Source organism: Paenibacillus sp. USDA918EY, assembly GCF_009870825.1.
Taxonomy (GTDB): domain Bacteria; phylum Bacillota; class Bacilli; order Paenibacillales; family Paenibacillaceae; genus Paenibacillus_AQ; species Paenibacillus_AQ albilobatus.
This window is the reverse complement of record NZ_WTWY01000016.1, coordinates 127,094-153,193: the sequence shown is the minus strand read 5'-3', so window position 1 is coordinate 153,193 and position 26,100 is coordinate 127,094. Positions and strand designations below refer to the sequence as shown.

The 26,100-nt window shown below is 49.4% G+C and carries 23 protein-coding genes and 2 pseudogenes; 19 read left to right on the top strand and 6 right to left on the bottom strand.

From position 1 onward, the window contains the following. From GQY55_RS24865 to GQY55_RS24840, 6 genes and pseudogenes are all read left to right on the top strand, one after another. A pseudogene (locus GQY55_RS24865) lies at positions 1-1,997 on the top strand (hypothetical protein); the annotation flags it as partial. Between the two features lie 12 nt (positions 1,998-2,009). After that, a complete protein-coding gene (locus tag GQY55_RS24860; protein WP_201452224.1) occupies positions 2,010-2,651 on the top strand; it encodes a hypothetical protein in 642 nt (213 codons plus the stop codon). Continuing rightward, positions 2,635-2,784, top strand: a complete 150-nt coding sequence (locus GQY55_RS24855) for an XkdX family protein (protein WP_306434076.1) — start codon at positions 2,635-2,637, stop codon at positions 2,782-2,784. Before GQY55_RS24860 ends, GQY55_RS24855 begins: the two co-directional genes overlap by 17 nt. A 67-nt stretch (positions 2,785-2,851) precedes the next feature. Next, positions 2,852-3,319, top strand: a complete 468-nt coding sequence (locus GQY55_RS24850) for a phage holin family protein (RefSeq protein ID WP_160044605.1) — start codon at positions 2,852-2,854, stop codon at positions 3,317-3,319. Next, entirely contained in the window at positions 3,303-4,232 is a 930-nt protein-coding gene (locus tag GQY55_RS24845; RefSeq protein ID WP_160044604.1) for a glycoside hydrolase family 25 protein, read from the top strand. Before GQY55_RS24850 ends, GQY55_RS24845 begins: the two co-directional genes overlap by 17 nt. 141 nt (positions 4,233-4,373) lie before the next feature. Beyond that, positions 4,374-4,706 (top strand): YolD-like family protein, encoded by a 333-nt coding sequence (locus GQY55_RS24840; protein ID WP_160044603.1) that lies wholly within the window; start codon positions 4,374-4,376, stop codon positions 4,704-4,706. Between the two features lie 42 nt (positions 4,707-4,748). On the opposite strand, the gene GQY55_RS24835 is transcribed toward GQY55_RS24840, so the two are convergent. After that, positions 4,749-4,988 (bottom strand): hypothetical protein, encoded by a 240-nt coding sequence (locus tag GQY55_RS24835; protein WP_160044602.1) that lies wholly within the window; start codon positions 4,986-4,988, stop codon positions 4,749-4,751. A gap of 866 nt (positions 4,989-5,854) precedes the next feature. On the opposite strand from GQY55_RS24835, the gene ppc reads away from it, so the two are divergent. The 7 genes from ppc (at position 5,855) to glmS (ending at position 16,587) form a co-directional block, all read left to right on the top strand. Continuing rightward, complete coding sequence (ppc, locus tag GQY55_RS24830; protein ID WP_160044601.1) at positions 5,855-8,650, top strand: phosphoenolpyruvate carboxylase; 2,796 nt, start codon at positions 5,855-5,857, stop codon at positions 8,648-8,650. A gap of 218 nt (positions 8,651-8,868) precedes the next feature. After that, positions 8,869-9,435 carry an RNA polymerase sigma factor SigW gene (sigW, locus tag GQY55_RS24825; RefSeq protein WP_160044600.1) on the top strand — a complete coding sequence of 189 codons (567 nt, stop codon included), beginning with the start codon at positions 8,869-8,871 and terminating at the stop codon, positions 9,433-9,435. A 120-nt stretch (positions 9,436-9,555) separates the two neighbouring features. Next, positions 9,556-10,170 carry a zf-HC2 domain-containing protein gene (locus GQY55_RS24820; RefSeq protein ID WP_160044599.1) on the top strand — a complete coding sequence of 205 codons (615 nt, stop codon included), beginning with the start codon at positions 9,556-9,558 and terminating at the stop codon, positions 10,168-10,170. 204 nt (positions 10,171-10,374) lie between these two features. Then, positions 10,375-11,205: a diadenylate cyclase CdaA gene (gene cdaA, locus GQY55_RS24815; RefSeq protein WP_160044598.1), complete on the top strand. Its 831-nt coding sequence runs from the start codon at positions 10,375-10,377 to the stop codon at positions 11,203-11,205. After that, a complete protein-coding gene (locus tag GQY55_RS24810) occupies positions 11,198-12,601 on the top strand; it encodes a CdaR family protein (RefSeq protein ID WP_160044597.1) in 1,404 nt (467 codons plus the stop codon). The genes cdaA and GQY55_RS24810 overlap by 8 nt, the downstream gene beginning before the upstream one ends. Positions 12,602-12,767: 166 nt before the next feature. Continuing rightward, positions 12,768-14,108 carry a phosphoglucosamine mutase gene (glmM, locus tag GQY55_RS24805; RefSeq protein ID WP_160044596.1) on the top strand — a complete coding sequence of 447 codons (1,341 nt, stop codon included), beginning with the start codon at positions 12,768-12,770 and terminating at the stop codon, positions 14,106-14,108. 646 nt (positions 14,109-14,754) lie between these two features. After that, positions 14,755-16,587, top strand: coding sequence for a glutamine--fructose-6-phosphate transaminase (isomerizing) (glmS, locus tag GQY55_RS24800; protein ID WP_160044595.1), 1,833 nt, complete (start codon positions 14,755-14,757; stop codon positions 16,585-16,587). 414 nt (positions 16,588-17,001) lie between these two features. Here the strand turns inward: glmS and GQY55_RS24795 are convergent, their stop codons facing one another. Continuing rightward, complete coding sequence (locus GQY55_RS24795; RefSeq protein WP_160044594.1) at positions 17,002-18,411, bottom strand: MFS transporter; 1,410 nt, start codon at positions 18,409-18,411, stop codon at positions 17,002-17,004. Positions 18,412-18,607: 196 nt separating this feature from the next. On the opposite strand from GQY55_RS24795, the gene GQY55_RS24790 reads away from it, so the two are divergent. Together GQY55_RS24790 and GQY55_RS24785 are read left to right on the top strand one after the other, a co-directional pair. Further along, on the top strand, positions 18,608-18,961 hold the full coding sequence (locus GQY55_RS24790) for a winged helix-turn-helix transcriptional regulator (protein WP_160044593.1): 354 nt from the start codon (positions 18,608-18,610) through the stop codon (positions 18,959-18,961). A 309-nt stretch (positions 18,962-19,270) separates the two neighbouring features. Continuing rightward, on the top strand, positions 19,271-19,726 hold the full coding sequence (locus GQY55_RS24785) for a DinB family protein (protein WP_160044592.1): 456 nt from the start codon (positions 19,271-19,273) through the stop codon (positions 19,724-19,726). Between the two features lie 213 nt (positions 19,727-19,939). On the opposite strand, the gene GQY55_RS24780 is transcribed toward GQY55_RS24785, so the two are convergent. Further along, a complete protein-coding gene (locus GQY55_RS24780) occupies positions 19,940-20,911 on the bottom strand; it encodes a cation diffusion facilitator family transporter (RefSeq protein ID WP_160044591.1) in 972 nt (323 codons plus the stop codon). A 291-nt stretch (positions 20,912-21,202) separates the two neighbouring features. Between GQY55_RS24780 and GQY55_RS31615 the strand changes: the two are divergent. Then, positions 21,203-21,310 (top strand): annotated as a pseudogene (locus GQY55_RS31615) (aldo/keto reductase); the annotation flags it as partial. A 193-nt stretch (positions 21,311-21,503) separates the two neighbouring features. Here GQY55_RS31615 and GQY55_RS24770 read toward each other — a convergent pair. Beyond that, a complete protein-coding gene (locus tag GQY55_RS24770; RefSeq protein ID WP_160044590.1) occupies positions 21,504-22,043 on the bottom strand; it encodes a CBO0543 family protein in 540 nt (179 codons plus the stop codon). 200 nt (positions 22,044-22,243) lie between these two features. On the opposite strand from GQY55_RS24770, the gene GQY55_RS31610 reads away from it, so the two are divergent. Continuing rightward, positions 22,244-22,474 (top strand): hypothetical protein, encoded by a 231-nt coding sequence (locus tag GQY55_RS31610; protein ID WP_236575844.1) that lies wholly within the window; start codon positions 22,244-22,246, stop codon positions 22,472-22,474. A 193-nt stretch (positions 22,475-22,667) separates the two neighbouring features. Here the strand turns inward: GQY55_RS31610 and GQY55_RS24765 are convergent, their stop codons facing one another. Further along, positions 22,668-23,330: an S-layer homology domain-containing protein gene (locus GQY55_RS24765; RefSeq protein ID WP_160044589.1), complete on the bottom strand. Its 663-nt coding sequence runs from the start codon at positions 23,328-23,330 to the stop codon at positions 22,668-22,670. A 146-nt stretch (positions 23,331-23,476) separates the two neighbouring features. After that, positions 23,477-24,112, bottom strand: a complete 636-nt coding sequence (locus GQY55_RS24760; protein ID WP_160044588.1) for a TetR/AcrR family transcriptional regulator — start codon at positions 24,110-24,112, stop codon at positions 23,477-23,479. 188 nt (positions 24,113-24,300) lie between these two features. On the opposite strand from GQY55_RS24760, the gene GQY55_RS24755 reads away from it, so the two are divergent. Both GQY55_RS24755 and GQY55_RS24750 read left to right on the top strand, forming a co-directional pair. Next, positions 24,301-25,053 carry an SDR family oxidoreductase gene (locus GQY55_RS24755; RefSeq protein WP_160044617.1) on the top strand — a complete coding sequence of 251 codons (753 nt, stop codon included), beginning with the start codon at positions 24,301-24,303 and terminating at the stop codon, positions 25,051-25,053. Positions 25,054-25,144: 91 nt separating this feature from the next. Continuing rightward, entirely contained in the window at positions 25,145-26,029 is an 885-nt protein-coding gene (locus GQY55_RS24750) for an SDR family oxidoreductase (RefSeq protein WP_160044616.1), read from the top strand. Positions 26,030-26,100 lie beyond the last annotated feature (71 nt).

Here is a 26,100-nt window from a genome sequence, read left to right as displayed (position 1 = left end):
TTGCGGAAATCGTCGCCCACGGCGAGCTGCTGGACGAGCATAGCGCGGCTATCACGGCGCTGGAAGATCGGCTTGACTCCGCCGAATCCGAAACGCTCACGCTGCAGCCCGGCGTACAGCTCGTAACGGCCAAACGTGATGCACGGTTTAAGCTTGGGGCCATTAAGGGTAAATCGGAAATTAACGGGCAGGGACGGATCGGGATAATCGGTGTCGAGAATCCATATGTGACGCGGGTTAGCGGAAACTTGTTGCCTCCGTTTTATGAGTGGTACAATGTAGCTCTCGGTGGAGCATATTACAAATTTCTTGAGCCCTACGTGATTGAGCAATATTCCAAGGATGCTGATAATCATGCGAACACCACAGTCAATATTCCTGTTATCCCTGGGCAAACATACTCTTTGAATGCCGATATAACCAAGAACCCTTCGAACATTCCGGATGCATTATTTTTTTACTGGCTTGATGCGGATGGAAATAGACTTGCTGGCGAAGGAATAGACACCCGAAAATACAAAGGAACATATACAGTTCCATCTAATGCTCGGTTTATGCAGATGTATGTTGTAATGGAGGTTATTAATGACAATACAGCATATAAGACTCAAATTGTTTCAAAGCCCATGCTTACAATTGGCTCGACTCCGAAGCCGTTCAAGCCTCAGAAGAATTCATTGCTAGCATTTCAAACGGAGCTGCACGCTAATCCGACTGATGGCAGCGAGCCGGACGAATTGTTTGAACGTGAGGGGCAGTATTTCAAATTGGCAAAATGGAAGAAGGTTGTACTTAATGGAAAGTTTGATTACATTTTTGACTCCGTAAAGCCGTCTAGCACAAAGGTTGTGCGTGCAGTTAATACAGGTGTTTTGGGCTACGTGCCTGAGTCACAAATGGCTGTTAAGTACGATGGAACTCCGCTAACTAAATTGGGGTCAACAGAATCCCCTGATTCTTTTTATGTTTATAGTGACGGGGGGACTTACATTAATATCCGAAACGCTGACAGTGGATGGGGCGACAACTACACACCGACACCCGATGAGATTAAGGCATATTTTATGGGGTGGAGAATGCGTCAATGGAACTCTCTTGATCCATACAATGGCAGTGGGGAGAAATCATGGGGAACTGTCAAATCAGGCGGGGCGGCAAACTGGACATCCATATTGCCCACCTCACCAGCCCCAGATTGGATTCCGTATAACCTCTTATATAAACTCGCATCTCCTACAGTCGAGCCGGTTACGTCCGAGGGTTGCTTAACGCTTGCTGAGGGCGACAATCAAATCGAGGTTGGAACAGGGATTGTGGTACGGGAACGAGCGAATCCAGTAGCAGATCCATATGATCAGCACCAAATAAATGTCGGTTTATCAGGATTTGAAGCTTCGCGGTTGAAAAATAAAGCTTTGCAAATAACTAACGTTTATAAAAACAACAGGAATGATTCAGACTGGTATTTTAATAACTCTGATGCTTATGGGAATGTTCGGGCAATTATTAAAAATGCAGATTATGAACAGTCAGCATCCTACAGCGTTACCTATATTAAACTCGACAAATCACCTGTCGTACCGATCACCGGTAGCCTGGCTGCAAATGAAAAGGCGCAGCTTACAGATCTGATGACGGGGGTGCAAGAGGCGCTGCAACGTGTCAGCGTGGCCGAAATGAAGAAGGCGGAAAAGGATGCACCTGGATGGATTACGCCTACTTTGCTTAATGGGTGGGTAGCTAATGGTGTTGTTAAGTACAGGAAAAACGGAAACAAACTCGAACTTCAAATGATACTAAAAGATGGGGTAATTGGGGCGCCAGTGTTTAAGCTAGGCATAGGCTACAGACCTACAGTTGATATCCTAAAGCCCATTCAATCCTGGAATGGAACAACTGACGTTGTTGCGACTCTGAGACTATCTTCGGACGGTACAGGAATTATAACGGTAGGTGCTAGTGTTGTAAGCATCTTTACTGAAATCATTTTGGATTAAGGGAGGTAACCTATGAAAGCAGTACCTAAAGTAAATACAGACGGCCTCTACATTGAGGACGCGCTTGTGGACGATACCTTTTCCGGTGTCGTCCCTTTTTATGCCGATCCTCCGGAACCTGATCCGATGGAGTCAGCGCCGGAGCAGCCGGAAGACGAACCTGAGCAGGAGATTGCCGGGTATATCGTCGGCGTGCCGGTCGTGCCGGGATTGTATCTTCCAAAGTTTGAGCTCGTCGCTTGGGAAGCGCGGGAAGAGGACAAGCCGGTTAATCCCTTGGATTATTGGAGCGAAGGCTTAACGCCGGAAGAAATCGAGGAGATGCACAAGCCTGCGGAGCCGAGCGAGTTGGACCGGATCGGGGCGGATCTGGCCGCAATGAAAGAGGGAGTCGCCGATATAGCTTCGGAGCTGGATCAGGTTGCGCGAAAAGCAGATGATCGCCTTGAGGACGTCGGTACAATTGGCTCCGAACAGGTCAAGCAAGACTTGGCTACGCTCGACCTAAAAAAACAGAGTACCGTTATTGGTGGCGAGTTGGTTAAAAAGGATATAGCTATTCTTGATTTATACCAGCAAAACAAGGCACTTGGTCAGATGTTGGCAGCCCTGGAGTTAAAAATTTTAGCAGGAGGCGATGGAAATGTTCAATAGTGACTTTGAAAGACTTTCCTACTATTACGAAAAGAAATGGGTGTCAGACGTCCAACTCCGGCTTTACGTATCATTTAACGTCATCACAGCATCAGAGTTTAAAGTTATCACAGGTAAGGATTATAAAGCGTAATAATTATTCATCAATTCGCCCTCGGGTAATCCGGGGGCTATTTAAATCTAGAAAGGATTGATCAAGCTTGGATAAATACGTTATTTCCGTAGCTGGGGCCATACTGGTCCCGGCTTTTGAATTTTTGTATGGCGGCGGTGATGCAGTGGGTGCGATTATGACAGCTCTTTTGTTTTTTATCGTTATGGATTGGATCTCCGGCACCCGTGCCGCTAAAAAGGATAATTCGTATGCCAGCAAATACGGTATCGATGGGGTCATCCGGACCGTGTTTATGCTTCTGCTTCCAGCTGGCGGTCATTTGCTTGACGTTATCTTTAACCTTCCGGGTGTCATCTTTGGGGCGCTGGCATTCGGCCTCATTTACCACGTCCTGCAGTCCATGACGGCCAACAGTATCCGAGCAGGTTGGGGTGACTGGCTGCCGTTGCCGGTTCTTAATGCTTTGATTGAGTGGGTAAAATCCGAATTGGACAAGAAGCTGAAACGGGCCGAGGATCGGAAAGGGGGAAGTGTCGATGCAAAATCGGAGTAAGGGAAACGCCCAGGGTATCGATGTATCGCATTGGCAAGGCGTAATCGATTGGCAGGCGGTGGCAGCTGCCGGCATTTCATTTGTGTTCGTTAAAGCCACGCAAAACAGCATGGACAATAAGTTTTTGGCTAACGTTAGAGGCGCTAAGGCTGCAGGGCTGCTCATCGGTGCCTACCATTATGTGGACGACTCGGTGACGACAGCTGACAAAGCCCGTGATGCAGCTCAGATATTTTACAACGCCATCAAAGCGGCAGGTGGGCCCGAGGTCTTTGACCTACCGTTTGTCATGGACTATGAGAGCAACAAAGGCGGATTAACGCCTGCGGGCTGCACTGCGGTAGCCAAGGCCTTCTTGGAAGAAGTTGAGCGGCTGACCGGAAGGAGGCCGATGGTTTACACGTATCCGTCGTTTATCGGCCGGTTTTCCGGTCTTACGAATTATCCGCTTTGGATCGCAAGGTACAGTAACCAGGCGCCGGCGGATGCATCAGGATGGAAGCGCTGGGAGTTTTGGCAGTACAGCGACGGCACGCTTGGCGGGGAGCTTTCAGGCGGCGGGCGAAAGGTTGCTGGTATTTCCGGTCCCGTCGATCTCAATGAGTTTGACGGGACGGTCGAGCAGTTAAAGGCCAAGTATTGCAAAAAGGGTAAGGAGGAAATCAAGGTGCCAAAAGATATCACCAAGGTAAGCGCCTGGGCGGCCGAAGCTTGGGACACAATGACGAAGAACGGATATGTCGATGGGACGCGGCCGGGGGATACGATGACGCGTGAAGAGGGAGCAGTAATTCTTAACCGGCTGCGGACAAACCTGCTGATGCTGATCGCCGGCAATAAACAGGATATCAAAGACTTGGAAGCCCGCCTGAAGCAAATCGAACAAGACAGCTTGGCTAATTCCATTAATTAGGATATAATATAATCAAATCCGAAAGCATCGGTAAAAAGGATCTACTGGCTATGCGCTGGTGGATCCTTTTTTTTGTAATTGAAAAGGAACGTATGTTCGTATATAATGAGAGCAAATCGATATCTGCTGGAGGTTTGCTATATGTCTGTGAAACTTGAAGGCAATGGCCTGTTTGAATCATCCCGGATGATGCTGCCGGAGCATCGCGAAGCATACAACCGATACATGATCCGCAAGGACCCGAGGCCGAAGCCGATAATTGATGAACAGGAGTGGCAACAGATTGGGCAGGCATTACAGGATTCATTTAACCAACATGTTCCTGTTACGCTCCAGCTATACGATCCATACGAGGATAAGCATGCGACCGGATTTGTCACCGTGATCAACATGTTTACGAAGGAAATAAAATTACGTTACGATGATGATTGGGATTGGATTAAATTTGAGGACATCATTTCCGCAAGCATATAAAAATCTCCGCTGGCTTTATGCCGGCGGAGATTTTCTCTTCTATTATATATTAAACTCTTCCCAGCCCGGATCCGGAGGGGGAAGCTCCACGATCTCCAGGTCCGCCGCCTCAATGACCAACCTTGCTTCGTATATATCGACGAGCGCGCCTTTTCGATATTCGCCGGAAACGAGCTGGAACGTTCCGGCATCCAACACGATACCGCCACGGCCACCAAATCCACTACTATGATCATCAGCAATTCGCACCGGTAATCCTGGTTTAAGGTCTTCGAATTTCAAACGATATTCCTCCTTTGTGTTTTTGCCCCCTTTAAGCAAAAGGGGCAAAAAAGGGGCAAACTTTTTTCTAAACTTGATTAATGTTTGACCACCACAGACTAAGGAGAAAATCGAAAAACCGTTAATCTATAAGGTTTTATGCCTAAATTGACCACCACAGACTAGGGGCGGTACCAGCCTTCCAAGCTGGTAGCGTGGGTTCGATTCCCATCACCCGCTCCATATAAATTTCAAAATAAACAACGCCGAGGGCGTTTTTTTTTGTTATATGGAAGCCAACGGGGAAGGGAACCCACGCGTGTGGGGACGACCGTTCGTGCATGCTTCCTTTGGGTGAACCCGAACAGGACGCGCGTCAACATCCACCTCTATGGCGGCCGAAGGCTCGCATTTCACACGGGATGTTGAGTATTCCCGTCACCCGCTCCATACCTACCTCTATGGCACTCGGATGTTTCTTACGTCGCCGTCCATTCCCACCCATTTCTTCGAAATAAACGCTGCTATTGTGTTATTGTTTCAAATCCGATGAATTTGGGTACTTCATTACATGCTTATAGAGTTAGCAGTTGTTGCTGCCCTATCAGGAATGTTTTGGATGTCATAAAAGCTAACTGAATAAAAAATCAAAAAGCGGAATGGTTATTTACAATACTCAAAACGGGACCTCATATTATTCAATCCTGCAAGCTTGGTATCTACAATCGTCCGCTGTATATAAATACAGGACGGCTTTAAAGAATTTACATAATAAATTTTTGCTTTATCGCAGAAAAGTGCAGATTTTCGATGGGTTTTGTTGTATGATGTTTAGAAAGCATAGCAAAGAGATAGCAATACAAACGGGATGGAATGGGAGGAGTAGCATGACTGAACTTACGGTAACCGCAAACAAAAGCAATTCGAACAATCTACTGCGGCGTGATGTACGTTTCTTGGGAAACATACTCGGCGAAGTGCTTGTCCATCAAGGCGGCAACGAGCTTCTGGATATTGTAGAGAAGATTCGCGAGACCAGCAAGTCATTACGCTCTGTGTTTTTGCCTGAATTGTACGAAGATTTCAAACAAATCATCAAAACGCTCGAACCGGACATCCGTCATCAGGTTATCCGAGCCTTTGCGATCTATTTCCAATTGGTTAACATTGCGGAGCAAAATCATCGAATCCGGCGCAAGCGCGATTATGAACGTTCGGCAGGGGAGACCGTGCAGCCCGGTTCCATTGAAAGCGCGGTTCAGGATCTGAAAGACCGGCAGTTCACGTACGAGGAAGTACAGGAGATCATTGAAAGCCTTTCGCTTGAACTGGTAATGACCGCCCATCCTACGGAAGCGATGCGCAGAGCCATTCTCGATATTCATAAACGGATTTCGGAGGATGTCATGCTGCTGGATAATCCGACTCTTACCTTCCGTGAACGGGAACAGCTCCGTGAAAAGCTGCTGAACGAAGTCATCACGCTTTGGCAAACGGATGAGCTTAGAGCCGGCAAACCGACGGTTTTGGACGAAGTCAGAAACGGGATGTATTATTTCCACGAAACGCTGTTCCATGTGCTGCCTGAAGTGTATCAGGAGCTGGAACGCTGCTTGAACAAATACTACCCGGGCCACAACTGGCATGTGCCTACGTACCTGCGTTTCGGCTCCTGGATCGGCGGCGACCGCGACGGAAATCCTTCCGTAACGGCCGAGATTACGTGGGAGACCTTGCGCTTGCAGCGTAAGCTGGCCATTCGCGAGTATCAGCGGATTTTGAGCGAGTACATGCAGTATTTGAGCTTCAGCACTTCGATCGTGGATGTGTCGGGCGAGCTTCTGAAGTCGATTGCCGATGACCGCGAGCAAGTCGAAATCACGAGACGAACCGTTTGGCACAACGAAAAAGAGCCTTATCGGATCAAGCTCGTTTATATGATGGAGAAAATCAGCAACGTGCTGGATGACAGCAAAAAGGAAACTCCGCAGGCATACGGTACCCCGCTTGATTTTATCGAGGATTTGAAAATCATCGACCGCAGCTTGCGTTTCCACTACGCAGACTACGTTGCAGATACGTATATTCAAAAACTGATACGTCAGGTTGAGCTGTTTGGTTTCCACACGGCCGCGCTGGACATCCGCCAGCACAGCCAAGAGCATGAAAATGCGATGAAGGAAATTTTGGCTCAAATTAATGTAACGCCAGACTATTCCAAACTTTCCGAAGAGGAAAAAATAAAGCTTTTGGCCCAGCTGCTCAGCGAGCCGAGACCGATTACCTCGAACTATCATCAATACAGCGCAAGCACGAAAGAATGCCTCGACGTATTCCGCACGGTTTACAAAGCCCAGCAAGAATACGGCAAGCAGTGCATCACAAGCTACCTGATCAGCATGGCCGAGGGAGCCAGCGATATTATGGAAGTGATGGTGTTTGCGAAAGAGGTCGGATTGTTCCGCGTAAACGGCGACGGCACCGTGCACTGCACGCTGCAGGCCGTGCCGCTGTTTGAAACGATCGAGGATCTGCATGCGGCGCCGGAAATTATGAAGCGGTTGTTTCATTTGCCGATCTACCGTCAAAGCATCGCGGCAAGAAACGATTTGCAGGAGATCATGCTTGGTTATTCCGACAGCAATAAGGACGGAGGAGCCGTCACTGCGAACTATGAGCTGCGCGTAGCTTTGAAGGAACTTACGGCGGTTGCCAATGAGGCGGGAATCAAGCTGAAGTTCTTCCATGGACGCGGAGGTGCGCTGGGTCGCGGCGGTATGCCGCTGAACCGGTCCATCTTGGCGCAACCGGCATCCACGATCGGCGGCGGCATCAAAATTACGGAGCAGGGCGAGGTCATTTCGTCCCGCTACTCCCTGAAAGGCATTGCCTACCGCAGTTTGGAGCAGGCGACTTCGGCTTTGATCACCGCGGCGATCAACAACCGTTCTCCCCAGGAAGACGACGAACGCGAAGCCTTCTGGGACAACATCGTCAGGGAGATGTCGGAAGTCTCCCGCAAAAAGTACCAGGATCTCATTTTCCGCGATCCGGACTTCCTGAAGTTCTTTAAGGAATCCACGCCGCTTCCGGAAGTGGGCGAGCTCAATATCGGATCACGTCCTTCCAAACGGAAAAACAGCGACCGTTTCGAGGATTTGCGCGCGATCCCTTGGGTATTTTCCTGGACGCAAAGCCGCTTCCTCCTGCCGGCGTGGTATGCCGCGGGTACGGGGCTGCAAAGCTTTTATCAAAACAAGGAAGAGAATCTGAAAATCATGCAGGAAATGTACGGGAAATTCTCGTTCTTTACTTCCCTGATCGATTCTCTGCAAATGGCCATCGCGAAAGCGGACATGATCATCGCCCATGAGTACGCGAACATGTCCAAAAACGAAGAGGCCCGCCAACGGATCTTCAAGTTGATTGAAGAAGAATTCAAGCTGACTTCGGACCTGATTCTGAAAATTACCGGACAAAAGGAAATTTTGGATAACGTTCCAGTCATTCAGGAATCCATCCGCCTGCGCAATCCGTACGTCGACCCGCTCAGTTATCTTCAAGTGCAGCTGCTGAGCGAGCTTCGCGGTCTCCGCGAAAAGGACGAGGATGATGCCGAGCTGCTCCGCGAGGTGCTTCTCACGATCAACGGCATCGCGGCCGGTCTCCGAAATACGGGCTGATTGAACGCCGAATGAGGCTTCAAGGCGCATTTGTCGCCACTGATTCATGGAAAGCCGGGATTCAATTCGTTGAACCTCGGCTTTCCTTTTTTTGTTGGGCAAAAACCTCTTTGTATATCTTTACAAAGTTGTCTTGCATTTTGCATGGAGTTGAATTACGATTTGATTGATGTGAAAAAAAGCTCGTTACCCATCAGCAAGTCTGGGGGAATTCATTGGTGGATAATATAGAAAATAGGTTAACCAAGCTGGCCCTAAAAGGGGATCAGCGCGCTTTTGCCGAAATTGTGGAGCTTTACAAGGATAAAATATACCATTTGGCCTATAGGATGCTGAACAACCGCCATGAGGCGGAGGACATTGTTCAGGAGACCTTCTTGCGCGTATACAGAAACCTGGACCGATATGACCAGAACCAGAAATTTTCGACCTGGATTTACCGGATCGCAACCAATTTGTGCATTGACCGTTTGCGGAAGAAAAAACCGACATACTCCCTTGATGCGGAAATGAACGATCAGGAGGGCATGGACGGTTATTCGATGATCCCAAGCGATAACCGCACGCCGGAAAGCGAAGCCCTTTTGTCCGAAACGCAGCAGATCATTTATCAGGCGATCGACTCGCTGCCGGCCAAATATAAGTCGGTCATGATCCTTCGATATTTGCAGGATTTGTCCTTGCAGGAGATCAGCGACGTGCTCGGGATGCCCGTAACGACCATTAAAACGAGGGTGCATCGGGGCCGGGAATTCCTCCGCAAAAAACTGGAGCCCAAAATGTGATTTTTATTTTTTTGTTGAAACATTATAAACGGCACTGCGTATTACAAGTTAAACATGTCTTATGCCTTCCAGCAGAGGAAGGGTTAGAATACATCTACTTGAATGAAAGGATTGGCTCGTATGGAATGCAACTTGGCCGTCTCTTTAATGCATGACTATCTAGATGACGACTTGCCCAAGGAACAGCAGATGGAGCTGAAGGCCCATTTGCTGTCCTGCCCTGCCTGTCGGATGCAGTTTAAAGAGCTGGAGCAGACGGATATGCTGATGTTTTCCTTGTCCCATCACGCCCCGTCTGCGCCTCTTGAGCTGACCCAGCGGATTATGAGCGCTTTGCCTCAGGAAAAGAAGCAGCAGCCTTGGCTGGGATGGATTCGAAGACATCCTGCCATTACGGCGGCGGCGGTCTTTCTGATCGTGATGTTCATTAGTTCCGTCAGCTTTTGGGACCAGGACACCCAGCTGGTGGTCAAGGGCAATGATCTGGATCAGGTTGTGATTGAAGGGAATACGGTAACCGTCCCTGAAGGAAAAAGCATTGCAGGTAATTTGACGGTGGAAAACGGAAAAACGAAAATCTACGGTGAAGTAAAAGGAAATCTGACGGTCATTGACGGATCTTTATACCAAGCTTCTACGGCGCATATTTCCGGAAAGGTCAAAAATATTGACCAGGCTTTGGATTGGCTGTGGTATAAAATTACAAATGCGTTTTCCGATGTCGCCTACCGTTAAAAACCTTGCTGGAACTGAACATTTGACGGCGCCTCTTTCTAGAAAGAAGGCGCCTTTTTGTTGGAATCCGCGGCAAGTTTATCCAATATGCCGCCTGCGCCGCTTGCAACATGCAGATGATCGTTATAACCTAGAAGATATAGGGGAAATTATATTACATAGAGACCCAAATTTACATTCAAGGGGTAGTACGGGGGCCTAAGTATGAATTATTTTTCGGATCTGACGTGGAAAGAATCCATTAAAGATGTTATAGATATCGCAATCGTAACCTACATCATTTACCAGGTCATTCTGCTCGTTAGAGGTACCAGGGCCGTTCAGCTGTTGAAGGGGATCCTGGTACTCGTGATTATATGGGCTTTAAGCACATGGTTCGATCTGTATACGTTGCGATGGCTGATGAATCAAATATTTAATTTCGGCATCTTCGCGATTTTTATCATTTTCCAGCCGGAGCTGCGCAGAGCGCTCGAACAGCTCGGCCGGGGCAAGATATTCGGCCGTTCTTCGGCGGAAGACGAGGAGCTTAACAAGCTGATCGGGGAAGTCATTAAAGCCGTAAATTATTTAGCCCGTAGAAAAATAGGCGCGTTAATCGTTTTTGAGCGGCAGACGGGACTTAACGAATATACCGAATCGGGTATTCCGATGCAGTCCATGGTCAGCTCGCAGCTGCTCATCAACATATTTATCCCGAATACGCCCCTTCATGACGGAGCCGTCATTGTGCAAAACAATCAGATTGCAGCAGCCGCGTGTTACCTTCCGCTATCGGAGAATCCTTTTATCAGCAAGGAGCTGGGTACCCGGCACCGGGCGGCGATCGGAATCAGCGAGGTCGGGGACGCGGTTTCGGTCGTCGTTTCCGAGGAAACGGGCCAAATTTCGCTTGCGATCAATGGACAAGTCGTACGCGACATTAAAGAGGAGTCCCTGATTTCGAAGCTGTACGAGGAGCTCCGTCCGAATTCAACCCCTAAAGATAAACGTCCGCTGTTCTGGCGCCGGAAGGGGACTGATAAACATGAATAAATGGATCAACAACAACAATTTCGCCAAAGTGTTGGCTCTTGCGGTCAGTGTGCTGCTGTGGAGCATGGTTCATTGGAACAACGACACCCCGACGCCCACTGCGAAAATCGATACAAGAATCATTGAAAACGTCAAAGTTCAGCCTTTTGGACTGGACGAGAAAAAATACATTTTGAGCGCGATGGATACGGATCGGGTTCGAATCGAAATCAAAGGAAAAAAGATGGATTTATTATCCGCCTTTTCGGATGAGTACAAGATCAAACTGGACTTGACGCATGCCAAAGTCGGGACCAGCACGCTGCCTCTAAGCGTAGATCTTCCGAAAGGACTGGAGCTCGTTAACATTCAGCCGGCCTCGGTGACCGTCAATATCGAGGAAAGAAACACGGCGACGTTCCCGGTTACGATCATGACCAAAGGCACGCCTGCGGAAGGGTATATCCTCGGCAAAATTACGCCGCAGCCGGCAACGGTCAAAGTAACCCTGCCGGAAAGCGAGCTGCGTGAAGTTGCGAAGGTGCAGGGCACCATCTCGATCGATGGCGAGGACAGCACGATGAAAGAGAAGCGGGTGAAGCTCGCCGCCTACGACAAGCAGGGAAAGGAAATTGAAGGTGCCGTGCTTGAACCGTCGTCGGTTACCGCGGAGATCGTGATCTCGCCGCCATATAAAGAGGTACCGATCGAATTGCAGTACACCGGCAAGCTCCCGGATGGACTGGTGATCTCCAAAGCCCAGCCTAGCGTCACCAAGGTAAAGCTGTACGGTCCGCAGGATGAACTGTCAGGAGTAAAGTCCTACAGCAATATCAGTGTGGATTTAAGCCAAATTACGGGAGCCGGAACTATAGTACTTCCTGTGGACTTGACGCCGCCTCCCGGTTTTGAGAAAATCGAGCCTAGCTCCCTGCAGGTGGAAATTACGACGGTTTCCCATTCGCAGCGAGTAATAGACGCTATCCCGATCACCATCAAAAAAGATAATCAAAGCGGACTTACAGCGGACATTATCAACCCGTCCAGCAAAACGATGTCGCTGGCGCTGACCGGCGCTCCGGGCCCGCTGAACAGCTTGACCAAAGACGACATCCAGCTCATCGCGAGCATCGACGGTCTAAGCCCCGGCGTTCACGAAGTAACGCTGCAGGTCATTCTCCCGCGGTATATTTCCCGTGCGGATCCGGGAACTCCCCTGACCGCAACGGTTGAGATTAAAGACGAATCGACGCCTACCGTTACTCATCCGAATTCCGGAGGAGACGACAAAGGCCAGGAGAACAATACCGGAAAGCCGACAAACACCGAAACCGGGGGAACCGGAACGCAAGATTCCTCCACGGAACAGCAGAACGGCAGCACCAATGAAACGGGAGAAACCGATAACAATCCATGATAAGCGAAATGAACTAAAGATATAGATTTGGATCAGAAACCGCGTGATGGATCGGGATGGGAGAGAAACAGGTTTTTGTACAGCCAATGAAATGCGACTTTCTAGAATGATTGAATTGGATTTATAATTTTGCACAAGAAGCGTAAATTCGAAAAGGAGAAGGAATATGGGGAAATATTTTGGAACTGACGGCGTACGCGGTGTCGCAAACAAAGAACTTACAGCTGAAATGGCATACAGCATCGGCCGCTGCGGCGGATATGTGCTGACGGGAGACGTAGAAAAACCGACGGTTGTCATCGGCATGGATACACGCGTATCCGGCGTTATGCTCGAATCTGCCCTTGTGGCGGGATTGCTTTCGATCGGTGCGCATGTCGTGCGCCTGGGCGTCGTGACCACGCCAGCAGTCGCCTATATTACGAGACTGCTCAAAGCCGATGCGGGCGTTATGATTTCCGCTTCGCATAACCCGGTGCAGGACAACGGCATTAAATTTTTTGGCGGCGACGGCTTTAAGCTTTCCGATGAAACGGAACTGAAAATCGAAGCGTTGATGGATGCCGAAACCGACGAGCTGCCGCGTCCGATCGGAAAAGACCTCGGCAATGTCATTGTCGACAATGAATCGAAATATCAATATTTGGAATATTTGAAATCCACGATCAGCCATAGCTTCAAAGGCATGAAAATCGTCCTGGACTGCGCGAACGGAGCTGCTTATGAACTGGCGCCGAAGCTGTTTGAAGATTTGGGGGCCGAAGTCATTAAACTCGGCGCGGAGCCAAACGGATTGAACATTAATGATCATTGCGGCTCGACGCATCCGGAACAGCTTAGGGAGAAGGTCCTTGAGACCAAAGCCGATCTCGGGCTCGCCTTTGACGGGGATGCGGACCGTCTTATCGCCATCGATAACGACGGCGAGGAAGTCGACGGCGACTTTATTTTGTGCATTTGCGGGGACGCTTTGAACAAACAAGGCAAGCTGAACAAGGGCACGATCGTGTCGACGGTTATGAGCAACATCGGATTCTACAAAGCAACCGAGAAGCTGGGGCTGAATACGGCGAAGACAGCCGTCGGCGACCGTTACGTCATGGAAGAGATGCGCAAAGGCGGATATAACCTGGGCGGCGAGCAGTCCGGCCACGTTATTTTCCTCGATTATAATACGACTGGAGATGGCATCCTAACGGCAATTCAGCTCGTGGACATCGTTGCGGGTTCGGGCAAAAAGCTGAGCGAGCTTAGAACGATGATGCGCAAATATCCGCAGGTTCTCGTCAACGTTCGCGTGGAGGACAAGAGCAAGTATGAAGGCAACGCCGCGATTGAAGCCGCCATTAAGGATGTAGAGGGCATCCTCGGCGATAACGGCCGCGTGCTGGTGCGTCCTTCGGGCACGGAATCCTTGATCCGGGTCATGGCGGAAGGTCCGGATAAGGACCAACTGGATCAATACGTGAACCAAATCGTCGATGTCGTGAAGCGGGAGCTCGTGTAAGACCTCGGGTTTATTTTTGCAGTAAAATGCAGGAACTTTCATCATAGGCCGGTGAAACTAAAGTTCAGGTTTCATCGGCTTTCGTGTAAGGCAGACAGGGGAGAGGGTTCTCGGTATGGGTTCGTTGCGGGTTTGCAAAAATGCACCGGCATGAATATAATAAAACTACGTTTGTCGAATGTTTCAAATGACAGGCGGTTTTTAAAAAATTTGTCATTCCGAAATAGAAAGCGAGGATCGTGAGGTTTTTTCATAAAGCGCCAGAACTTGGGCTTTGTACGGAGAAAGAATTCGACCATTGCATTGGCGGATTCGCGAAGCGCCAAGTTGACGAGGTGAAGGTGTTCGAATGATTCGGCGGGGACCTTCCGGTGATTCACCAAAGCCGTTAAACCGAAAACGGAAAATGAATGGGCGACCGTTCACACAACGCTTCCGGTGGGTGAAAGAAAACTAATCATATTTTTTCATGAGTGTGCGGGCATTGATCCAATAAGCGGCAGCAGCCAGAGTGTACATTCGTGAAAACCGTACTTTGTAAACTTCATACGAACATTGTTTTCCGTACATTTTGGCATTGCCGCACGGTTTGTTCCCGTATGCTCTCTAAACCCAATTTGGAGAAGTGAACGGAGGAAAATATATTATGTGTGGTATTGTCGGATATATTGGTCAAAAAGATACGCAGGAAGTATTGCTCGAGGGATTGAAAAAGCTGGAGTACCGCGGTTACGATTCCGCAGGCATTGCCGTATTTACGGATAAGGGATTGCAAATTGCCAAAGCGAAGGGCCGGATTGCGAACCTGGAGTCGAAGCTGGAGGAAACGCCGCTGGTGGGAAGCGCAGGGATCGGACATACGCGCTGGGCAACCCATGGCAAACCGTCGGACGTGAACTCCCATCCTCATACGGACAACAGCCATAAGTTTTCGGTCGTTCATAACGGGATTGTCGAAAACTATTTGGAGCTGAAGGATGAGCTGATCGCGGAAGGGCATCATTTCGTGTCCGAAACCGATACGGAAGTCATCTCGCATCTGATTGCCCGTGAGTACGAAGGGGATATCGTCAAAGCGGTGCAAAAAGCTATTTCCCATATGCGCGGAGCGTTTGCGCTGGGCGTACTGACCGAATACGAGCCGGATAAACTCGTTGCCGTACGTCAGGCAAGTCCGCTTATCATCGGGATCGGGAAAGGCGAAAACTTTATCGGTTCGGATATTCCGGCGATTCTTCAATATACGCGCGACGTGTATATTTTGAACGACGGGGAGATGGCCGTTCTGACGAAAGACTCTGTCGAATTGATGACGATCGAAGGGAATTTTATTTCTCGGGAAATGATTCATGTCGATTGGGATGCGGTCACTGCGGAAAAAGGCGGCTTTGATCACTTTATGCTTAAAGAGATTCATGAGCAGCCGCAAGCCTATCGCGACACGATGCGCGGACGGATCGACGAATCCGGCAAAAAGGTCGTTTTGCCTGAGCTGAAGCTGACGCCGGAGCAAATCAAAGGCATCAGCAAAATCCAAATCGTGGCCTGCGGCACGGCATACCATGCGGGCCTTGTTGGACGCCATGCGATTGAATCGCTGGTACGGATTCCGGTTGAAACCGATGTGGCTTCCGAATACCGTTATCGTTCCCCGATCGTCACCAAGGATACGCTGGTCATTGTGGTCAGCCAATCGGGTGAAACGGCGGATACGCTGGCGGCTCTGCGCGAAGCACAGTCCCACGGAGCACATGTGCTTGCCATTACGAACGTGGTCGGCAGCTCCATCGCCCGCGATGCGGACGACGTCATCGTGACGTTGGCCGGTCCGGAAATTGCGGTTGCTTCGACAAAAGCTTATACTTCCCAATTGATCGCTTTCTACTTGTTCGCATTGTACCTGGCAGAGGTGCGCGGCACGAAAACGCCGGAAGAGGTTGCACACATTATCGCCGCTATGCAGGCGCTGCCTGAGCAGCTGGAAAGCATGCTGGAAAAACCGGATGCGATCAAAGCTTATGCAGAACAGATCTCCAAGCATGAGCACTTATTCTTTATCGGACGGGGACTGGATTATGCGGTCGTGCAGGAAGGCTCTTTGAAGCTGAAAGAGATCTCCTACATCCATTCCGAAGCCTATGCAGCCGGCGAATTGAAACACGGCACGCTGGCTTTGATCGAAGAAGGCATTCCGGTCATTGCTTTGGCAACCCAGGAAGACGTCCTTGAAAAAACGGTCAGCAACATCAAAGAAGTGAGCGCACGCGGCGCCGACATCATGGCGATTACGCATGAAGACCATGTCGCAAGCCTGCTTAAGTCCGTAAACCAAGCTTTTGCCATCCCTAAAACATTGCCGCTGCTGACGCCAGCCCTGTCGGTCGTTCCGCTGCAGCTGCTGTCCTACTACGCATCCCTCGCGAGAGGAAACGACGTAGATAAGCCGCGGAATTTGGCGAAAAGCGTGACGGTGGAATAAGGATTCAAGACCAAACGACAAATTGATGAATGCGTTAAATTCGTATTTAACTGAAAAATTAAAGCGTAACTGATAAACGCAGTATTAACCGGAAAATATTGATTGTAACTTCTTGATCAACATAAATGAGCTCAGATTAGTCTGAGCTCATTTGTTGTTTAATCATGAAAATCAGGGGTTGGACCGAACCGAAGGGTTCTGGGAGAGTAGGACGCTGCCAAGATAAAGGACCGCTGTTGATGTACATCGACAGTGGTTTTTTTGGCAACATACCGGAACGCCGGATCCGGTTGCACGATTTCAATGAACCGGTCAGTAAAGAAACCAAGAGCAGGAATCTGCCCTTGGTTTCTTTTATCCAGCGACGGAGCTTCTTAATTATTTAACTGTTCACTCGACGGAGCTTCTTCATATTTAACTGTTCACTACCGGAGAGCGTTTACGAAGGCCGAGGGCGGTGATGCCAATCCCGAGAAGGGAAGCGGCAATCGGAACCATCATCGCTGTACGGTAGCCATCGAGCATCGCTTGCGGTGAGTTGTCCAAACTTGTAGAGCCAATCTGCACAGCGGTCACGACCGCCAAACCAAGTGCGGCGCCAAACTGGAAGGAGGTATTCAATAACCCGCTGGCGAGCCCCTGCTCTTCTTCCGCAATTCCGTCCGTGGCGGCGATGGTTAAAGGTCCGTAAGTCAGCGAAAAGGCGAGGCCCGTCAGGATCATCGTCGGGAACATCGCTGCATAGGTCCAATCCAAACCGATGGGAAGAAAAAGGGCGTAGGCTAACGCAGCGAGGCAGAACCCGCCGAAAATCACCGGAATATTGCCGAAACGGTTTACCAGCTTGGGGGTCAGGGTAGGTGCGAGTATGGAATCGACACCGACGGCGAGCAGGGCAAGACCCGTTTCAAGGGATGACCAGCCGCGCAGTTCTTGGAGGTAGAGCACCGTCACGAATTGGAACCCGAAAAAGGAGCCGGCAAACAACATGGCACCCAGGTTTGCCCGTACGAGTGAGCTGGCTGAAAAAATGCCAAGGCGTACCAAGGGGGATGCCGAGCGTCGCTCAATCGTTGCGAAGAGACCAAAAAGCAGAGCACTGCAGGCTAATATTCCGGCGGTCCAGCTCCAGCCCAGGTTGGAAGATTCCACGACTCCGTAAACCAGAAGCAGCATGGCTGCCGTGACGCTGATTGCTCCGGCCAGATCGAAGCCTTTGGAGGAGGCCTCCGGCCGACCGGAGGCCGGTATGAGGCGAATCGCGGCTAGAAGAATCACGAACGCTAATAGGACGGGACCAAAGAAAACCCACCGCCAGCTGATCTCACTTAAGATGCCGCCGACCACAAGACCGAGTGAAAACCCGGCGGCTGCTGTCCCGGCATAAACGAGCAATGCCTTGTTACGTGCAGTTCCCTCCGCAAAGCTTGTCGTGATGATGGATAAGCCGGCCGGCGTCATAAACGCTGCGCTAATGCCTGTAACAAACCGGGCGGTGATCAGCATCCAGCCTTCGGTCGATAGTCCGCCTAGCCCGGAGAAAGCAAAGAAAACCGTGAGCCATACCAGAAACATTTTTTTTCGCCCGAACAGGTCGGCTGCCCGGCCTCCGAGCAGCATGAAGCCGCCATACCCCAATACATAGGCGCTGACTACCCATTGCAGCGAACCGGTCGACATGCCCAGTTCAGCACGGATCGCGGGCAGAGCCACGCCCATCATCGACACGTCGATCCCTTCCAGAAAAATTGCGCCGCACAAAACGAACAATAAGCCCCAGGAAAGCTTGCCGGAACTTTGAAACGTTTGACCGTTTGCCTTCATTCGATATGTCCTCCTCATTATGAATAATCATCCATTCCGGAACCGGCTGGATTGAGTCTGCCGATTTCCTTATTGGCACAAGGAGATTATGTATCATATAATCGAGGAACAGAAGTACGCACTTTTTTGTGTCATTTTCACCAAAAGGTAATATAGGAACCCAAAAGTACCTATTTTGATCGGGGGAAAACATGCCATGAAAGCGAGTATGCAGCAAGCTTTTAATATACCTATAGAAGCGACCCTGGAAGTCATCGGGGGAAAATGGAAAACGCTTATTTTATGCCATTTAACCTATGGAGCGAAACGAACGAGCGAGCTAAAAAAGTTGATCCCGGGCATCACGCAGAAAATGCTGACTCAGCAGCTTAGAGAGCTGGAAGAGGATGGGGTCATCATCAGGACGGTATACAACCAGGTCCCGCCGAAAGTCGTTTATGAGTTGAGCGAGCTTGGCCAATCACTTCGGCCGGTCATCGATGTGATGTGCGAATGGGGGGAGCGGTACATCCAAGGATCGACCGAGAAACAGGCAAGCTCAAACATGTGACGTAAGCCGCTGATTTACGAATTTTGAGAATCCGTCCAACAGGCACACTTAGACCGGAAGGAATATATAAGGAATGATCATTGACGCCCATCCATGTGCAATGGTCTTTTCATAAAAAGGAGAGTTGAAGAGCGGTCGCAGCTGTCCTTTTTACCATAATTGTGCATTATGCTCTTTTTGGGCGTGCCTCGAACAAGGAATCACCGAAAAAAGGTTGTTTTAGTTCGTTCAAATGATTAAACTAAATGATTAAACTAACGGATAACAGTAGGTTCAAGGAATCGAAGAGACGAAGAGGGGGAAAACGAAATGAAGACGATCAAGTGCATGATGGACCACCTGTACTGGGCGGACGGACGCATCTTGGACGCGCTTGAGGAAAGTGGGACGAAGAACAAGGAACTTCTGAAGCTGGTTCGGCACGTCGCGGTCGCGGAACGGGTCTGGTTGTCCCGATTGCAGGGCAAGGGCAGCGCGCAATATTCGTTGTGGGAGGATGCGGAAGACCTGACGGCGATTCGGACGATGTTCGAAGAAAACGCCGAGCAATATCGCGTCTATATCGAAGGGCTCGAGGAATCCGAGTTGGACGAAATGGTCGACTATGCAAACCAGAGCGGGGTTCCGTTCCGAACGTCCGTCCGGGACCTCCTGTTGCAGGTTCTCTTGCATGGGCAATATCACCGGGGACAGATCAACCGGGCACTTCGGATGGAATCGGCGGAGCCTGTCCAAGTCGATTACATCACGTTCGCGAGGCTCTAACCGGGCCTAAAAATCACTATTGCTCGGAATGGGATTGGCATTGAACTAATTAAGCAAAAAATACATCGGCATTAAAACCTTTAATCTCTTGCTGAGAGGGAAACTGCTACGACACTTTTTCTTACCTGAAGAATAAAAAAGGAGCGGGTAGGTTTCAGCCAGCCGCTCCAATAAACGATATAAAAACTGTATTACAGCTTTGTACTCCTTGTATTAATGGTGATGATGGGCATGTGCATCCGGTGCACCGGCTTTTGCATTACAAAAAACGGATTCATCGTGTCTATGTTGTTCGGATTCGATTTGTAAAGTAGAGTGAGGAATATTTTTGTGTTCCAGCATATGTTCGATTTTTTGCAAAAGGGCGTCGACTTCATAAACCGTTCTGTCCCCGTCGACCACAATATGGGCCGTAAGGACGTTTAAGTTGCTCGTTATTGCCCATATATGCACATCATGCACAGCCTTCACACCTTCGAACTGAGAAATGGCTCGCACAACTTCCTCTACATCAATATTACGTGGTGTTCCTTCCATAAGTACATGCAGGGAAGACTTGCTAACAAAGTAACCGCTCCGAAGAACGAGTACTGCGACGATGACACTGGCAAGCGGGTCTGCCCATCCCCAGCCGAAGAACATCATCAGCAGAGCGGCAATGATGGCTCCGATGGACCCCAGCATATCGCTAATAACGTGCAGGTATGCGCCTCTCATGTTCAGGTTGTGCTCCGTATCGCTTCCGCGCATCATAATCCAGGCTACGAGTATATTAATAAGCAGACCAATACAACTGATGACCAGCATTCCTAATGTAGCCACTTCTGGCGGGTTTACAAATCGATCAATCGCCTCATAAAAAATGTACAAGGCAATCGCAATCAGGGTAACGCCATTTAGCATTGCAGCCAGTATTTCAAATCTTCTGTAACCAAAGGTTTTTCCCTTATTGACAGCCTTCTCTCCAAACTTAAAAGCAAGTAAAGCGATCGCTAACGCAATGGAATCCGATAACATATGACCGGCATCGGATAGCAAAGCTAAACTATTGGTAATAAATCCGCCAAATGCCTCGACCAACATGTATGCGGTAATGATAATGAAAGAGAACAGCAACACTTTTTTGTTGTTTTGTCCATGTCCGTGACTATGATCATGGGCATGATTGTGATCATGTCCTGCCATACATATACCTACTTTCTATATCGTTTTTATATCATATGAATAATTGCTCATATGTTATATTGATTTAATTATATGGGGAGGATATAGCCACGTCAAGTACTTATGCGCTTCGGTTCCGTTTATGGAGAGTGTGGTCAAGTTACTTCGTAAGTTGAACGTACCTAAAGAGGATATCCATTACGAGTCCTTTAGCCCGCTTGCCATGCTTGATGAAGAATAGTTTTTCGGGTTTGCTATGGCAACAGGATCGATAAAACCGGCCAATTGGCCGGTTTTATTGATTCGAGGTGGCCGTTCGCTGAAGGACGCAACAACCTGTTCGGCAACGAAGGTGATGCCTCGATCGCGAAAAAGCACAACAAGTCCGTCCAGGCCGCTCTGCGTTGGCTTGTTCAGCGTGGCGATATCCCCTGTACAAAGGGGGCTGGGATATAATCCGATTTTAATGTAAAACCAATGGCTTCGCCCCATGTTATTAGGGCGAAGCCATTGGTTTTTTAAATCTTGACGGGAGTGCAAAAGTTCGATCATTACATGTCGGTGATCCGAAGTGTTGTAGTTAAAAAGTAACGTGAATAAAGCGTTTGTGGTTTCAAGCCAATTTCTTAATTAATTTGTAAGCAAAAAACCGAACGAATATAAAAACGATAATGAACCCGACAAAACTCCATGTGTAACTCCAAGGACTATGGTTCCGATAAATGCCGATATGTTTAAAAAAAGGTTCAATAATATACGAGAAAAAGGCTGCAGCAACAACAGAGATCACGACAAACGATCTCCAGTTTTTGGAAAACTGATTCATGAATATATATGTCACAGGAAATATGGAACAATCGCCTGGGACGAATTCGACGGTTAAGGGTATCAATTTGATCGAATACCCCCAAAGGCTATAAAAGGTGCCTAGATTATCAAGCATTAACGAAATGATTGTGAATGCCATTCCCAAAATCAGGAGCTCTTTCCCTCTGTTTTTGTCCATGAATTTCCATGCAATGATCCAAGGAACAATCGTTGCTGAAAGCAACATCCACCATTGCCATGTTCCCCAAGAGTGCAGCAGCCAATCGGCGTTGCTAAGTTGTGCAAGCGATTCTCTGACGTTTCTAACGTCTTCATAAGAAATCATGGATATCCCCTCATCAAAATAAAATTTAGCGGTTTTCCGACACCCAGGGTATCGTTGTGCCGGCAGATCGCTTCTATATCCCGCTCCTTTGATTCATCTAAACGCCCCGTAGCCCAAAATATACCGCTTATAAATGACCCGTTCCGCTCCTTTAAAATCCCCGATCATGCTATAAAAATTAGCTCATTAATGTGAACTGTGTGGACAGCCATAAACTCGAAAATTATCACTATGTATGCAACAACGCTTTACGCCAAGGGGCAGATTTTTTTCCTCAGTTTTCACCCATTGTTTTGGGTATATTTTGGGTTCAACAGGGCGAAATTATTCAATCCATTGTTGAATCAAATGAAATAAAACACTTGCAAATAAGGCAGGAGGAATACGGAGAACTTCGTAAGGATTTTGTTCGGAAGCTAAAAAATGAGTAACCAAGCAGCGGGCAATTTCGAATGTATCTGGAGGGAAGGGAGCGGGATGATAATTGGCTTGCAGATAAAAGAAAAAACCAAAGCCCGATTTCCATCAAGGAAAAGAGCCTTGACAAAACCGTGCTTTGGTTATGAGCGGTTATTAAGAATAAATATCGGCGTTGTCTGACAACACCAACGGTTCCCGGTTCTTTTATTCTGCCTTAGGGGAAGGGTGTGTTTTCAAAAAATCCAGCGCATTGTAAAGCATGACGGCCGCTTCCGCCCGGGTCACTTGATCCTGGGGACGGAAATTTCCGCTGCTGTCCAGGTCGGCAATCCCCCAAGCCAGCGCCCGCTGAATGGCCCCTTGATACTCAGGGGTCATTTGGCTTTCGTCAGCAATATTTTTCGGCACCAGATTGATCATCGGCAGGTTGCCCTTTTGTTCCACCGTCTTGATCAAATATTGCGTGAATGCTTCCCGAGTCATGGCTTGGCCGGGTTCGATATCGGCAGGCAGAACGATGCCATGGTCGGTAACCGTTTGAAAAGCCGGGGCAAACCAAGCACCGTCTTTAACATGGGTCAGGGCTGGATTTTTGCTGTCATCGGCAGCCTTTGAAACCGGCACATCTACCAGCACGTTCGCCAGCAACTGAACGCCTTCCGCGTTCGTCAGCCGTGCTTGCGGCCGAAAGACCGATTCGCTGTCACCTTTCAGCAGCTTCTGCTGCTGGAGCGAAGTTATTTTATCGGCTCCTGCGATTCCGTCCAAATCCGTAAAGCCCACGCCTGCAGCGAACACGGATCCCCCAATTGCCAGGGAGAACGCCAAAGCTGCCACAGTTCCGGATACATAACGTTTCTTCTTCATCTAACCACACCTTCTTCGGGAAATTTTGACCTTGTCTTCCCTATAGACGCAATCAAAATATGGAAGGTTGCACCATTGGAGAAACCCGGGGAATGAGTTCAACTTCAACTGTTGATCCGGCAGTCCCGAGAGAACCAACATAATGATTAAATGGTCTGCAAAATTTGAACGACCCGATCTTCAAAATAAGAATCGTCAAACTTATCCAAATGTTCAGGGCGAATCATTTGATACTTTTTCATGTTGTAAAATTCCATTACGGCTTGTTTCAAGGTGAGATCATACTGAATACTAAAAGTCGGTTCTATGATCCGCCGCAGCGTAGCGTCGTCTTGAACCAATGACAGCACAGCATTCATTCGGTTGAAAATTCCCTGATCTATCCCGGCTTCAAAAAAGCTTTCCAGATTTTTGTTCCGATTCTGCTGGGCAATGACAAGACTTTCAAATAACCGCGGATAGAATTCTTTGAGGTCCTCCAGGAACAAATCGGATATAAAAATGACGCAGATTAGCGATTGCAGGAACGTTTGCTGAAAACGCTCGATATAAGAAACGGACTCGTCGCTCACTACGGCATCGGCCTGCTTCAAATAGTTTATTCCATACTCTACGACCTGCTGAATAATGTCATCTTTGGATGAAAAATGCTTATACAGAGTCACCTTGCTGATATCCATGTATTTGGCGATATCGTCTATTTTGAGTTGGCTGAATTTGTTCTTTCTGATGACCGGTTTTATTTTCTCGATATAATGATCGGCGCTTACGGCTTTTCTCACGAAATGAAGCCTCCTTTGTACTTATACAACATATTATAACGAATTCTCCGGTACAACAAACACTTTTTACTAAAATTAATTAATTAACTATTTTTATTAATTTTGTTTACTTTATTAATTTGGTGAGTTATAATCGGTGTTGCAAAAATAAATGAGCTTCTAAAGCCAAGGGAGGAAATAAAAGATGCATACGGTGGAGAAAGGAAAATGACGCAGGCAAGAAAGTCGTGATCACGGGAGGTAGCAGCGGGATCGGTCTCGAGACAGCGAAGCTGCTGGCGGATGAAGGTGCGCGCGTTCTGATCACTGGTCGTACCCAGGCTAAGCTTGACTCAGCTCGTAAAAAAATTGGCAACGACGCGGTCGCAGTGCTGAGCGACGCAGCGTCGTTAACGGATATCGACGAGTTGGCCGACCGGGTAAAGGCCGAGTTTGGAACGATCGATGCCCTGTTCGTAAACGCCGGCACCACGCGCTTTGTCTCCTTCGAGTCGATGACCGGAGAAGTGTACGACGAGTTACTAACCATCAACACCAAAGGCCCGTACTTCACCGTGCAGAAACTGACCCCGTTGCTAAACGCAGGAAGCGGCGTGGTGCTCACCACCTCGATCGCGAACGTAGTGGGTATCCCGATGCTCAGTGCGTATGCGGCCAGTAAAGCAGCGCTGCGCTCCATGACTCGCGGTCTGGCCCGCGAGCTGTTACCGCGGCAGATTCGCGTCAACGCGGTCAGCCCCGGCCCCATCGACACCGGCATCATGGAGTCGATGCCGAAGGAAGCTGCAGAACAGACCCAGGCGCAGATGAGAGAGCAGATCCCAATGTTGCGTTTTGGGCACCCCCTCGAGGTTGCCAAAGCAGCCCTGTTTCTCGCATTCGATGCCACCTACACCACAGGGGCTGAGTTCCCCGTTGACGGAGGCGGCTCGCAAATCTAAGTACGTCTAAAAACCGCGGTTGGCTGATTATCCGATTTCTAATAAACGAATCAAGGAAGGGAAGAGGATCTATATGGAAAATGCAAAAAATATGCGTGTATTTGTAACAGGCGCAACGGGCTTCGTCGGCTCCGCCGTTGTTCGGGAACTTATTGCCGCGGGGCATCAGGTCGTTGGGCTCGCCCGCTCGGATAAGTCGGCCGCGTCGCTGGCGGTCGCCGGGGCCGAGGTGCACAGCGGTTCTCTCGAAGACCTTAACAGCCTGCAGGAAGGCGCCGCAGTAGCGGACGGTGTGATTCACCTGGCCTTCAACCACGATTTCTCGAACTTCGTGGCAGCTGCCGAGGTGGAAAGTCGGGCGATCGAGGCGATCGGGGCGGCGCTGGAGGGCACCGGTAAGCCGTTTGTGGCCACCTCGGGAACGTTGATGCTAACGCCGGGGCGGCTCGGGACGGAAGAAGACACGTCGACTCAATCTACGCCGCGCCGCTCCGAGGAGGCTGCGCTCGCGCTGGTTGGGCGCGGGGTGAGAGCTTCGGTCGTCCGCCTGTCACCGTCCGTGCATGGCCCGGGAGAGCAGGGCTTTGTTCCGACCTTGATCGGCATCGCGCGGGAGAAAGGTTTTGCGGCGTACGTGAATGAAGGACTCAACCGCTGGCCGGCGGTTCACCAGCTTGATGCGGCGCGCCTGTTCAGACTGGCGCTGGAAAAAGGGACTGCAGGCGGCGTGTATCACGGGGTTGGCGATGAGGGCGTGCCCTTCCGGGAGATCGCTGAGGTTATCGGCCGCCACCTGAACCTGCCGGTGCGCAGCATTTCCCCCGATGAAGCAGAGGCTTACTTCGGGTGGCTCGCCTTCGCCGCTTCGACCGACAACCTGGCGTCGAGCGTACTGACCCAGGAACGCTTGGGATGGCAGCCGGTGAACCCTGGTCTGATCGCAGACCTAGAACAGGGGCACTACTTCAACAGATAAAGATATCCCTATCCGGGTTACTAAAAAGTCGATCGGGTGGCACCGAGCGCATAGGCATCGGACGCATTCGA

Excerpts from the sequence above, each read along its gene's own strand:
- GQY55_RS24860 (WP_201452224.1), top strand. The coding sequence starts at position 2,010 with ATGAAAGCAGTACCTAAAGTAAATACAGACGGCCTCTACATTGAGGAC.
- GQY55_RS24855 (WP_306434076.1), top strand. The coding sequence starts at position 2,635 with ATGGAAATGTTCAATAGTGACTTTGAAAGACTTTCCTACTATTACGAA.
- GQY55_RS24845 (WP_160044604.1), top strand. The coding sequence starts at position 3,303 with ATGCAAAATCGGAGTAAGGGAAACGCCCAGGGTATCGATGTATCGCAT.
- GQY55_RS24840 (WP_160044603.1), top strand. The coding sequence starts at position 4,374 with ATGTCTGTGAAACTTGAAGGCAATGGCCTGTTTGAATCATCCCGGATG.
- ppc (WP_160044601.1), top strand. The coding sequence starts at position 5,855 with ATGACTGAACTTACGGTAACCGCAAACAAAAGCAATTCGAACAATCTA.
- GQY55_RS24820 (WP_160044599.1), top strand. The coding sequence starts at position 9,556 with ATGGAATGCAACTTGGCCGTCTCTTTAATGCATGACTATCTAGATGAC.
- cdaA (WP_160044598.1), top strand. The coding sequence starts at position 10,375 with ATGAATTATTTTTCGGATCTGACGTGGAAAGAATCCATTAAAGATGTT.
- GQY55_RS24810 (WP_160044597.1), top strand. The coding sequence starts at position 11,198 with ATGAATAAATGGATCAACAACAACAATTTCGCCAAAGTGTTGGCTCTT.
- glmM (WP_160044596.1), top strand. The coding sequence starts at position 12,768 with ATGGGGAAATATTTTGGAACTGACGGCGTACGCGGTGTCGCAAACAAA.
- glmS (WP_160044595.1), top strand. The coding sequence starts at position 14,755 with ATGTGTGGTATTGTCGGATATATTGGTCAAAAAGATACGCAGGAAGTA.
- GQY55_RS24795 (WP_160044594.1), bottom strand. The coding sequence starts at position 18,411 with ATGAAGGCAAACGGTCAAACGTTTCAAAGTTCCGGCAAGCTTTCCTGG.
- GQY55_RS24790 (WP_160044593.1), top strand. The coding sequence starts at position 18,608 with ATGAAAGCGAGTATGCAGCAAGCTTTTAATATACCTATAGAAGCGACC.
- GQY55_RS24785 (WP_160044592.1), top strand. The coding sequence starts at position 19,271 with ATGAAGACGATCAAGTGCATGATGGACCACCTGTACTGGGCGGACGGA.
- GQY55_RS24780 (WP_160044591.1), bottom strand. The coding sequence starts at position 20,911 with ATGGCAGGACATGATCACAATCATGCCCATGATCATAGTCACGGACAT.
- GQY55_RS24770 (WP_160044590.1), bottom strand. The coding sequence starts at position 22,043 with ATGATTTCTTATGAAGACGTTAGAAACGTCAGAGAATCGCTTGCACAA.
- GQY55_RS24765 (WP_160044589.1), bottom strand. The coding sequence starts at position 23,330 with ATGAAGAAGAAACGTTATGTATCCGGAACTGTGGCAGCTTTGGCGTTC.
- GQY55_RS24750 (WP_160044616.1), top strand. The coding sequence starts at position 25,145 with ATGCGTGTATTTGTAACAGGCGCAACGGGCTTCGTCGGCTCCGCCGTT.